The following is a 12,342-nucleotide window of genomic DNA, read 5'->3' as shown; positions in this document are numbered from 1 at the left end:
CGACGAGACACCCCGTGAAGACGTCCGTGTCGGCTCGGCTGCGGGGTCCGTCCCGCAGACGATCCCGTCTCCCCGGTCCCATTCCCGTTACCGATCGAGGGGCTGTTACCGGTTATGTGCCGAGCCGGGCGAATTTACGGGTTGGTGTGTGGCGTTGCTGCATCCCTTCTTGCCGGCAGTCCTGGTCAGTGTCGGCACCTTCCTGCTGCTGACCGTGCATGCCACGTGGGAGGCATCTGCTTGGGACGCGTTTCGTGGACGACATGATTGTCGCCCGGTCGCCTCGGCTGCCGCACCGGGCAGCTGGGCCCGCCCAGGTACGATGGTCGCCTTCCGGCCGGAAGAACCCGGCTGGACCGTCACCGTCGCGCCCCGGAAGACCGGCTACGAGTGCGATGACGGCCAGATGTATTGGCGCTGAGTCCGCTCAACGACCCGACTGGAGCAGTGCCGCCGTCTCGGCAACGGGCTGCTTTGTCCTATCTCACGCTGATTCTGACGCTCGCCGACCGCGAGCCACCGCTCCCGGTGCAGGACAGGTTGTAGGTGGTGGATGAGCGCGGCGCGACCAAGCTTGAGCCGCTGAGCGGTTTGCTGCCCGACCAGCCGCTGCTCGCCGTGCAGGATGTCGCATTGGTGCTGGTCCAGCTGAGGGTCGCACTCTGCCCCCGCCTGATGCTGGTCGGGTTTGCCGTCAGCGTGACGGTCGGAGCGGGGATCCGCTCGAAGGTTCCGGCAATGGAGTGATTGGCGGTGACGTTCGTAAACGAGTAGGCCGTTAACGCTCCCACGTTGACACCGTCCACGATCACCGACGCGACGCGATATCCCGATCTTGGCACCAGTGTGAAGCTCTGGCTGGCCCCTTTCAGCACGGTAATGGTGCCGCTGGGAGAAATCGATCCATTGCTCCCGGCGGACGCGGTGATCGTATAGGTCTTCGGGGCTACGACGATGGTGACGGCAGCCGTGCCGGTGCCGCCGTCACCGGTGCAGTTCAGTGTGAACGCCGACGTGGTGCTGGGGGAGACGGAGATTGATCCTGTGAGCTGGCTTGGTTCGACGCTCCATGGCCCTCCTGCCTCACAGCGTGTGGCCTCGGTGGACGACCAGGTCAACGTCACCGAGTCTCCGTCGGTGATGTTCGTGGCCGATGCGGTTAGCGTCACGGTGGGCTCGGGTATCCGATCGAAGCTTGCGGCAATCGAATGATCGGCCGTGACGGTGGCAAAGGAATAGGTACTGACCGGGCCGACATCGGCACCGTCCACGATCACCGAGGCGATGCGGTATCCGGCGTTCGGGGTCAGGATGAAGTCCTGGCCTTTGTCTTTCTCGACGGCGATTTCGCCGCTGGGCGTGATCGACCCGTTAGCGCCGGCCGATGCAGTGATCGTGTAGGTCTTCGGCCCCACGACGATAGTGACCGCGGCCGTGCCGGTGCCGCCCTCCCCGGTGCAACTCAGCGTGTACGTTGACGTGGTGCCGGGTGACACCGACAAAGCCCCGGTGAGCTGGCTTGGCGCTATGCTCCACGGGCCTCCCGCCTCGCAGCGCGTGGCGTCGGTAGACGACCAGGTCAACGTCGCTGCCTCTCCATCGGTGATGTTCGTGGCCGATGCGGTCAGATTGACGGTGGGCTCGGGTATCCGCTCGAAGCTCGCGACGATGGAATGGTCGGCCGTGACGGACGCGAAGGAATAGCTGCTGACCGGGCCGACATTGGTACCGTCCACGACCACCGAGGCGATTCGGTATCCGGCGTTCGGTGTGAGGGTGAACGCCTGGCTCTTGCCCTTTTCCACGGCCACCTCGCCGCTCGGCGTGATCGATCCATTGGTCCCCGCCGATGCGGTGATCGTGTAGGTTTTCGGCTTGACGACGATCGAGACGGCGGCCGTGCCGCTGCCGCCCTCGCCGGTACACGTTATCGAATAATCGGCGCTGGTACTGGGCGAAACCGACTGCGTACCGGATAACTGCCCTGGGTCGATAGTCCATGGGCCTCCCGCCTCGCAGCGCGTGGCATCGGTGGACGACCAGGTGAGGGTTGCGGGATCGCCATTGGTGATGTTCGTGGTCGATGCGCTTAGGGTGGCCGTCGCCGGTGGAATCGGCTCAAAGCTTGCGGTCAGCGTGTGGTTATCCTGGACACCCCTGAAGGTGTAGCTGTCGGTGGGGGTAGCGCTCGTTTGATCCACCTCGACGGCTGCTACCCGGTAACCCGGGTCAGGGGCGATCGTGAAAGTCTGGTCCGACCATTGATCGACCGTGACAGCATCCGGGACGATCGTGCCATTGCTCCCGGATGCGGCGGAAATCTGGTACTTGGGGCCATGGCGTGCGGACCAGGCCGACCAGTTGAGGCTTCCTCGGGAATAGATTCCCAACTCCGCGTCGTGGTAGACGATATCGGATGGTGGCATCCCGATTTCTTCGACCAAGGGTGCAGTGCTGCCACCCCAGGCGGCGATCAGGGTCATCGCAAAATTGTTGCTGCCGTCCACCCGTATGTATGGAAGCGCAACCGTGCCGAAGTTGTATGCGTGCGACGACCCGATGAAGACATTCGTCGATCGGGTCAGCGAGAGGATGGGTCCGTTGGTCTCGGCCTTCATGCCGAAGGTGCGAACATTGGCACTGTCCGTGATCTCTATAAAGGGGCTGGCCGGATGGGTTGACTGACTGCCGCCGTGTTCGGGATTTGCGCCGTAAATCGTGAAGGGCTGGGTGGTGCCGACGATGGAGAGCTTGCGGAAGTCGGGGTTCATCCACAGGGCGATGTCGCAGTCGCCGTCGGTTTCCACGCCATTGCCCGCCGCCTGCAGGGCTTCGTACCAGGTGTACCAGCGTCCGCCTCCGTTGCCTTCGACGCGATAGATCTGCCGCGGCTGGTCTTCGCATTGGTAAGGCAGCGTCAGGGGTCTCATGCCGCGCATGACCGAGCGCTCGCCGACTCGCCAGCGCAATACGCCGATTCTCAGGCCCTTGGTGTTCCAGCGGCTTGCCCAGTTAGTCAGCAGGTACTCGATGCTGGTTTCCGCGGCCGCGTCGTTGACGGTGTCGATCACCCACGCATTGTCAGTCAGGCTTCCCGTCCACGAGTCGGCCGCGTACACCGACGACTGTCCGAAGGGAACGCCGAACAGGTGCGTGTGGCTCTTGAGCAGTAGGGGTGCGGTGACCTGATAGGTTCCGGGAGGAACGAAGAGCCATTTTCCGGCATTGCTTTGCCCCGGCTCGGTCGAGTCGATCGCGGCCTGCAGGGCGGATGTCGTGTCCGTCTGGCCCGTGCCATCGGCACGGAACGGCGCATCGGTGACGTAGACGACTCGGGGATCCAGCAGGTCCGGGGAGCCCGCCCAGAGGTGCCGGGCTATCAGATCGGACGGCGGGGGCGGCGCATCGTTGGTGAGGCTGAGGTTGTCGTTACGGCTCTTCAGACCATCGATCAGGTTCCAGCTCGTCAAGCCGCTGGCGACCGTTACCGGGCTGTAGGTATAGGTGTTGACGAGCGACCAGCTCGAAGGGCTCGCCGCGACGGATCCGTCGGGTCCGTTGCTGATGATGGATAGCGCCGACCGCAAGTAAACATTCCGCAGATCGACGATGCGCCTGGCGTTGTTGTCGATGGCGATCCCGGGAAAGGGGAGTTCGATCCGGCCGTCGTACAGCCCGACATGACCGGCATCGCGGATCGTACCGGCGGTCTGGATCGCGCTGCCACTGGCCGGCCTGATGTCGAAGCCAACGATCGCAAAGCTGCGTGAAGCCGTCTCCCAGATGGACGCCGTCGTCTGATTCAAAAGGCGTATGCCATACAGCGACAGTCCGACGCCGGCCACCCGAAAGCCGTATTGCCCGCCGGTGATCTGGATGTTTCCGACCGCGACACTGCGACCCGGAACGCCGGTGATGCCGGCGTAGCCCCCGGTTGCATCGATGTTCACGTCCTCGAGAACGCTCTCCTGGGCCACGGCCATGTCGATGCCGATGGCGCCCGGGTTGTTGCCCAAAACCAGGTCGATGTTCTTGATGACATGCCCGAATGCACACGCTTCGCCGGCGGCATCGATCACGCCGTCACCCGTCGTGTCCTTGCCGATGTGAAGTAAACGCTTGGGTGTCGCGGCTGTCCCGAAACCCGCCGCCGAGTCCTTCAGTACGATGCGCGGACGCGCGCCGTTTCGCCCACCGCCCCAGAGCCGGTAGGAGCGGCGCTGCGGGTCGGCGCAGGGCGAGGGAGGTTGAACGCCGGCTAGGGTATCGGACACGTAGAGCACGGTGTTGGCGGGGAAATACAGGGTCTGATTGGCCTGGAACGCACTATTCATTGCATTCCTTATCCCGACGGTCGAATCTGCGGCAGGATCGTTGGGGTAGACACCGGCGACGGTCGTCACGTCGAGAAACCCGGGTGGGAGGGCTCTTGCTGATTCGCTGGCGATGCCGTACTGGCACCAGGAGACGAGCAGTAAGCAGACGGCAAAAGCACTCTTCATGCGTATACCAATACGGGTTACATGTAGGGAATAGAGTATTTCCCTGCCAGGTACTGAGCCTATTGGCGAGGGAGGAGACGCGGTGTCGGCGCCTATCCATGGGTCAGTGGGCTTAGGTTTCCGGTGGCCTTGCCATCCTTTTGTCTAAGCCCGTGCTGTTGCTAGGCCCTTGTTTCAGAATCTGAATAGGCTGGGGCAACTGACCGATATAGGTCAAACTATATCCAATTCGAACGGCCGGTACATCCGTAAAGTCACCTACACCGTGACCATTTTTGGTTCGACCGGCGTACGCAATGTGAAACACCGTCGGGACTCATGACTTACGCCCGAAACCTGCAAGCCACGCATGCGACCGACTGACGAACATCGAACTCCCACGGCATTGCAGCAGCAACGCCGTCGTTATTCGGCCGCCTACCAGCAGCGGCGGCGACTGCTGCCCCATGCCGTGTGGGTCGGTCTATGCGCCGGAGTCGTCGCCGTCGCCTTCCACCTCGCGCTCGATTTCGCGGAAAACGCTCGCGAGGCCTTGGGCAATGTGGCCAAGGCCTATGGTCCCGCCGGCTTGCCGGCCATGGGCGTGCTGACGCTGATAGCCGTTGTTGCCGCGGCTTGGCTGGTCCGCCGGTTCTCGCCCGAAGCCGGCGGAAGCGGGATTCCCCATCTGAAAGCCGTGCTGCAAGGAGACCGTGAACTCAGAGCGTTCCCATTGCTCGTCGTCAAGTTTGTCAGTGGCGTGTTGGGGATCGGCGCGGGATTGGCGCTCGGGCGGGAAGGTCCCACGGTGCAGATGGGCGCGGCGGTGGGCAAGGGGCTCACCCCAGCGTCTGCTACCAGTGACAGCGAGCGGTGCCTGTTCATCGCGGCTGGTGCCGCTGCCGGTTTGTCGGCAGCGTTCAATGCGCCGCTGTCCGGTCTCGTGTTCGTGCTGGAGGAACTGCAAGGCCGCACCGCGTCGTCCGGATTCTTCGTCGCGGCGATCGCCTGCCTGACGGCGGATATGGTGTGCCGGGTCACGCTGGGCCAGTTTCCGGTGTTTCGACTGCCCCTGATGGAAGCGCCGGCCTTGTCCCTGTTACCGCTGTTTCTGTTGCTGGGAGTGCTCTGCGGTGTGCTGGGAGTCCTTTTCAACCAATGTCTGCTGTATTCGTCCCGCGTGCTGGGGGGGCGGCGGTCCCGGCCGGCGGTGACCTTCCTGTGGTGGATGGTGTGGGCAGCGGTGACGGCTTACGTCGGCTGGCAGGCGCCCCAGGTGCTGGGCAGCGGGCAGCGCTTCGTCGGCGTCGTGCTGGACGGGAACACACTCGCGCTCGGTGCCATTCCGGCGTACTTCCTGCTGAGGTTCGCGCTGACGATCGGCAGTTACGGGACCGGGGTTGCGGGCGGGATTTTTTCACCCATCCTGGTGCTCGGTGCGCTTGCCGGTCTCGGGCTTGGGGACGCGGCGAATATCTGGTTCCCCGGAGCGGATGCGGATCCGCGGGTATTCGTCGTGGTCGGCATGGCGGCGTATTTCACCGGGGTGGTCAGAGCGCCTCTGACGGGAATCGTGCTGATCATCGAGATGACCGGCAACTATGGGCTGGTGCTGCCCCTGTTCGCCGCCTGCTTTGCCGCGCTGATGACGGCAGATGCGCTGCAAGATCTGCCGATTTACGAGGCCTTGCTGGAGCGGGATCTGGCGCAGACCGTCACGCGTCGCCGGGTTCGCCGGGCAAGTAAATGAAGACGGCTGCGCGCCGCCGCTAGCCCGGCAATGGGGTGTTGCGACGTGGGGGCCGTGACGCGAGCGGCGGTCGGATTGTTCCGCCGCCCAAAGTCACCGCTCCGCCCGAGGGGCAACTCTTCACCCCCCTCGAAGGAGCGGTCGGGGAGGCCGAGACACGCCGTGAATCCGTCCCTGGAGGTTCGGCTTCGGGTTCCCTCCCGCAGACGGTCTCGCCCTCCCCGCTCGCTCCCACTGCCCAACAAGGCAGCGGGGTGAATGGTTACGCCCGAGGCGCGACTGGCTAAGCCAACGCGATCTGGCTCATCAGAACGGGCGCATTGGCTTCAATCACGCCGACCAACGTGAGTTCGGCCGCGCTGATCGGGTTGTTGAGGCTGGTGCCGGCGGTGGCCTCCGTATAGAGCCAAAGCGCGGCCTGGTGGCTGCCGGCGGTGTTGTCATTGATCAGCAGCATGGTCTGCTCGCCGCCCGTTACGGTCAGGTTGAACTCGGCATTGAACTCGGTTGCTACCGCCGCCGCGCTGGTCAGATTGGCGGTTGATACGCCGTCGTTAGCGGATCCTCGCAGGTACAGTGCCTCGATAGTCGCGAGGTTGGCGGCGGTGTTGCTGTTGTTTTCTGTGGCACTGTTGCTAACGCTCAATGTGCCATTGCCGTTGGTGTCGAGCAGCGCGCGCAGCGCCCCAGTGAAGTCGATCGAATCGATTTGCGCGGCGGTGCCGGTGCTGTCGAAGCGCCGGATCACCTCGCCGCTGCCGCCCTCGTTCGCTTCCGCGTAAACCGCTCGGTCCTTGATGTCGTCATTCCCCAGGCCGAAGTCGATCGTGTCGGCGCCGCCCCCCCCGTACAACACATTGGCATTGGCATCACCGGTCAGCACGTCCGCCCCGGTCCCGCCGGTGACGTTCTCGATGCCGCTGATCGAACTGAAGCCGGTGGCCGAACCGGTCGACAGGTTAACCGAGACGGCTGTCGTCGCGCCGGCATAACTCAAGGTATCGACGCCGGCGCCCAGGTCCAGATGAATCTCTTCTATCGTGGCGACCGTGCTGCCGGCCACTTGAGACACCAGGCCGCTGGCGTCTAACTGAATCGCCAGGCTGTCGTCGGCGCTGCTGCCGGTTACAAGCAGGCGGTCGGTGCCGGCATTGCCCTGCAAGGTGTCGTTGCCGTCACCAATGGCGTAGTGCAGGGTGTCGTTGCCGAGGCCGCCCGCGACGCTATCGTCGCCTAACCCGCCGAACAGGCTGTCGTCGCCGCTGCTGCCGTTGATGATGTCGTTGCCGCCGGCGCCATAGATCACGTCATCGCTGCCCCCTCCATTCTGGGTATTGTTGCCGCCAGTGCCGGTTCGAATCACAAAGGTTTCGGTGTAACTCAGGCCGCTATCGTCCGTGGTCTGCACGATCAACTGGTAGGTCGTGCTGGCCGTCAGTGCCGCAGCGCGCGAGACGACGCCGTTGTTGATCGAGAAACCGGCGCTGCTGCCGGCCAGCAAGGCATAGGTGAACGCGCTGGAGTCGGGATCGGTCGTGGTGAGGGTGCCCAGCACCTCCCCGCCCTGGGGCAGTGCCCCATTCGCGGGGGGGGACCCGGTCCAGCGAATGTCGGTCGGCGGGAGCCCGGTGATGTCGGTGTTCCCGTCGATGGTGATGGCGATCGACTGGGTCGTGCCGTCCGCGGCAATCACGGTAAAGCTGTCGGTGAGCTGCTGCCCGGTGGCGAGGGCCTCGACGGCCGGATGAGCGTTATTCAGCACATAGGTCCAGACTCCCGCCGCCGTGACGGTAAAGGTGCCATAGCCCTGATCGCTGGTGGTGGGTGTGGTAACCGCCTGGAAAGTGGCCGGGCTATCCACGTCGCTGATCGTCAGCGTGCCCTCGACGCTGCTGACGACGGCGTCCTCCGTCACGGTGCCGTTCAGGGTGCCACCGATGACGGCGGGATCATTGACGTTGGCAATCGCGAGATCGAAGGTGTCGCTGACTTGCAGGCCGGCGCTGTCGGTGGCGATGACCGTGATGCTGAGGGTGCCGACATCGTCGTTGCTGGGCATGCCGCTGAAGGTGCGCGTGGCGGCATCGAAGCTGAGCCAGGCCGGGAGCGCAGCGCCGCCGACGAGGGTGGCGGTGTAGCTCAGGGTGTCGCCGACATCGACGTCGGCGAAGGTATCGGCCGCGAAGGTGAAGCTGAACGCGGTGTCTTCGGTGGCATTCTGATCGGCGATCGGATTGACGAGTGTCGGCGCGTCGTTGTTGTTGGCGATGACGAGGTCGAAGGTATCCGAGACAAGCGCGCCGGTGCTGTCGGTGGCGGTGACCTTCAGGCTCAGGGTGCCGACATCGCCGTTGGCCGGCGTACCGGTGAACGTTCGGGTACCCGGGTCGAAGCTGAGCCAGGCGGGAAGAGCTGAGTCATCCGCGAGCGTCGCGGTGTAAGTCAGTGTATCGCCGGCATCGACGTCGGCGAAGGTGTCGGCCGGCACCTGGAACGAGAAGACCGCGTCTTCGGTGGCGTTCTGGTCGGCGATGGCATTCGCCAGGGTCGGGGCGTCATTGGTGTTGGCAATCACCAGATGGAAGGTGTCGGAGATCGCTGCGCCTGAACCATCGGTGGCCGTGACCTTCAGGTTGAGCGTACCGACATCGCCGTTGGCCGGCGTACCGGTGAACGTTCGGGTACCCGGGTCGAAGCTGAGCCAGGCGGGAAGAGCTGAGTCATCCGCGAGCGTCGCGGTGTAAGTCAGTGTATCGCTGGCATCGACGTCGGCGAAGGTGTCGGCCGGCACCTGGAACGAGAAGACCGCGTCTTCGGTGGCGTTCTGGTCGGCGATGGCATTCGCCAGGGTCGGGGCGTCATTGGTGTTGGCAATCACCAGAGCGAAGGTATCCGAGACAAGCGCGCCGGTGCTGTCGGTGGCGGTGACCTTCAGGCTCAGGGTGCCGACATCGCCGTTGGCCGGCGTACCGGTGAACGTTCGGGTACCCGGGTCGAAGCTGAGCCAGGCCGGGAGTGGAGAACCGTCGGCGAGCGTGGCGCTATAGGTCAGTGTGTCGCCCGCATCCACATCCGCGAAAGCGTTGGCTGGAACCTGAAACGAGAAGATCGCGTCTTCGCTGGCGTTCTGGTCCACGAGGGCATTCGCCAAGGTCGGTGCATCGTTGACCGGGTCGAGAACCAATTGCAGCGAGGCCGACACGGAACCCCCGTTGCCGTCACTGACGATGTAGGTGATCGTGACCGGCCCGGAATAGTCTGCCGGCGGCGTGAAGGTCCATGTGCCGTCGCCGTTGTCGGTCAGGCTGCCCTGGCTGGCCAGCAGTCCGCCGACCTGCAAGGTATCGCCGTCCGGGTCGGAATACCCCTGCAGTAGCGCGACCGCATTCAGTGTGTAGGTCTGGTCTTCCGTGCCGTTGGGCAGTGTCGCCGGCGTGCCGTCAAGCACGGGCGGCTCATTAGGGCTCGGTAACCTGAAAAAAACGCTGGGGAAGGAATCCTCGGTGCCGGGATAGATGTCCTTCAGCCGCTGGGTACCGGCGACAGTACCGTCGGTGATCCACAGTTCGACGCCGGTGGGGCCGTCTTGAGCCTGGAAGATCGCCTGGCCGTTGCCAAGTGCGGTGAAATAAGTGGGGACGGACGAGTTCGGCCCCGTATTGATGTCCTTCAGCATTTGGGTACCGGCGGCCGTACCGTCGGTGACCCACAGCTCGTAGCCGTTGGTGTCGTCGGTGGCCACGAAAAGCACCAGGCCGTTGCCGAGTGCGGCGAAGTCAGAGGGAGATGACGAGCCCGTTCCGGCAACGATATCCTTCAGCATTTGGGTGCCGGCGGCGGTGCCGTCGGTGATCCACAGCTCGCTGCCGGCAGTGCCGTCGTTGGCACGGAACAGCAGTTGCCCGTTGCCGAGGGCGGTGAAGCCAGCGGGCGAGGAGGAACTCGCCCCGGGACGGATGTCCCGCAGCAGCTGCGTGCCGGCAGCGGTACCGTCGGTGATCCACAGTTCGTAGCCACTGACGCCGTTGTTGGTACGGAAAACCCATTGCCCGTTGCCGAGTGCAGTGAACTCAAGCGGCGCGGACGAACTCGAGCCGGAATTGATGTCCTTCAGCAATTGGGTGCCGGCGGCGGTGCCATCGGTGATCCACAGTTCGGTGCCATGGGTGGCATCGGAGGCCGTGAAGAGTACCTGGCCGTTGCCGAGCACGGTGAACTGTGAGGGCAAGGAGGAGCCCGTTCCGGACCGGATGTCCTTCAGCAGCAGCGTGCCGGCGGCGGTGCCGTCGGTGATCCATAGTTCGGTGCCGTGGGTGGCGTCGCCGGCCGTGAAAAGCGCTTGACCGTTGCCGAGCGCGGTGAACTGTGTGGGCGAGGACGAACCCGTTCCGGACCGGATGTCCTTCAGCAGCTGGGTGCCGGCAGCGGTGCCGTCGGTGACCCACAATTCGAAGCCGGAGGCGCCGTCGTTGGCCTGGAAGAGCACTAGGCCGTTGCCGAGTGCGGTGAATTGTGAGGGCGATGACGAGCCTGTTCCGAGACGGATATCCTTCAGCAGCTGGGTGCCGGCGGTGGTGCCGTCGGTGACCCAGAGTTCGGTGCCCGTGGTGCCGTCGTCGGCCTGAAAGAGCACCAGGCCGTTGCCTAAGGCGGCGAAGCCATCGGGCGAGGACCAGCCCGATCCGGGATTGATGTCCTTCAGCAGGTAGGTACCGGCGGCGGTGCCGTCGGTGATCCACAGTTCGGTACCGGTGGTGCCGTCGTCAGCCCGGAAGAGCCAATGGCCTGTCTGGTTGGGCATGTCGCGTCTCCTGCAGTGTCGTTCGGTTTGATGGTTCCCGAATCGGCAAAAAGGTCAGCGCACTCCGGGCATTCAAGCACGCAGTGCTCTTTCTCTGCCGTCGGTTAAGGGATCGCCTGGGGGGAGGTCTACTATAGCCCAAATTGCATAGGTATTCGTGCCTATTGACTATTGACACTTTGTTTGATCACGCGGGGGCTGCGTGGCGGGGACGACAGCTTCGCTTCATCCGCTGACGAAGCTACTTCTTCCGGGTTAACCAGCTTGAGTGGGAAGGAGGACCGCAAGCCGATCTAAGAAGGATCGGGCCGAGGCTTCCCAGGACCATCTCAGCGCGTAGCGCCGGCAAGCGTCGGGATCGAGATTCAGTGCGTCCAGTGCGGCGCGGCGCAAATCCCAGTCGAGCCGGCCGACGCGGGGATCGCGAATGGCGTCGAGTGGACCTGGAACCGGGTAGGCGGCGACCGGCACGCCGCAGGCCAGGGCTTCCAGCATCGCCAGGCCGAAGGTGTCGGTGCGGCTCGGAAACACCAGCACGTCGCCAGCGGAGAGACACCGAGCCAGTTCCTGGCCGTGACGGTAGCCGAGAAAGCGGGCCTCGGGATAACGCGTCTCGAGTTCGGGGCGCTGCGGTCCGTCCCCGATCACGACCTTGCTGCCGGGGAGATGCAGTCGCAGGAAATCCTCGACGGACTTTTCGACAGCGATACGGCCGAGGTACATGAAGACCGGGCGCGGGGCTACGATCATTTCCTTGCCCAGCGGCCGGAACTGCTCCGTGTCGACCCCCAGCGGCCAGGTGACTAGCCGGCGAAAGCCCTTCCGGGTGAGTTGCTCGGACAGTGAGTCCGTGCCGACGAGCACCCGTTGACTCCGGCGATGGAACCAGCGCAGATAGCCGTAGCTCACGGACAGCGGAATGCCGGCCCGGAGCTTCAGGTATTCCGGGAAGTGGCTGTGAAAGGACGAGGTATAGGGCCAGCGGCGGTGACGGCAATAGCGCCGGGCCGCGAAGCCGACCGGTCCCTCGGTCATCAGGTGGATCGCGTCCGGCTGCGAGGCATCGATCAGCGGGCGCAACCGGGGGCCGCACAGGAAGGACAGCCGGACATCGGGGTAGCCCGGGCACGGCCAGGTGCGAAAGGGTTCCGGCGTGATGACGGTCACGGTGTGGCCGAGACGGCTCAGGGCCCGGGTCAGCTCGACGAGGGCCGTGACGATGCCGTTGATCTGAGGGTGCCAGGCGTCGCTGATCAGCGTGATGCGCAAGAATGCCTTCCTGTCGGACTTGTCGGACTTGTCGGACTTGT

General features: G+C 64.2%; 5 protein-coding genes. 2 read left to right on the top strand and 3 right to left on the bottom strand.

Going from position 1 to position 12,342, the window contains the following annotated elements; all coding sequences use genetic code 11:
* The first annotated feature begins 154 nt into the window (after positions 1–154).
* A complete protein-coding gene (locus ACW73L_RS07920) occupies positions 155–421 on the top strand; it encodes a hypothetical protein (protein WP_498921189.1) in 267 nt (88 codons plus the stop codon).
* 58 nt (positions 422–479) lie between these two features.
* Here ACW73L_RS07920 and ACW73L_RS07915 read toward each other — a convergent pair whose 3' ends face one another.
* A complete protein-coding gene (locus tag ACW73L_RS07915) occupies positions 480–4,502 on the bottom strand; it encodes an InlB B-repeat-containing protein (protein ID WP_498921188.1) in 4,023 nt (1,340 codons plus the stop codon).
* A gap of 349 nt (positions 4,503–4,851) precedes the next feature.
* On the opposite strand from ACW73L_RS07915, the gene clcA reads away from it, so the two are divergent.
* On the top strand, positions 4,852–6,231 hold the full coding sequence (clcA, locus tag ACW73L_RS07910; RefSeq protein WP_498921187.1) for a H(+)/Cl(-) exchange transporter ClcA: 1,380 nt from the start codon (positions 4,852–4,854) through the stop codon (positions 6,229–6,231).
* A 283-nt stretch (positions 6,232–6,514) separates the two neighbouring features.
* On the opposite strand, the gene ACW73L_RS07905 is transcribed toward clcA, so the two are convergent.
* A complete protein-coding gene (locus ACW73L_RS07905) occupies positions 6,515–11,032 on the bottom strand; it encodes an ELWxxDGT repeat protein (protein ID WP_498921186.1) in 4,518 nt (1,505 codons plus the stop codon).
* Positions 11,033–11,287: 255 nt separating this feature from the next.
* A complete protein-coding gene (locus ACW73L_RS07900) occupies positions 11,288–12,301 on the bottom strand; it encodes a glycosyltransferase family 4 protein (RefSeq protein WP_498921185.1) in 1,014 nt (337 codons plus the stop codon).
* Positions 12,302–12,342 lie beyond the last annotated feature (41 nt).

This window comes from Methylolobus aquaticus (genome assembly GCF_054172105.1).
The sequence above is the reverse complement of the archived record's forward strand: the minus strand, read 5'-3'. Positions and strand labels throughout refer to the sequence as shown.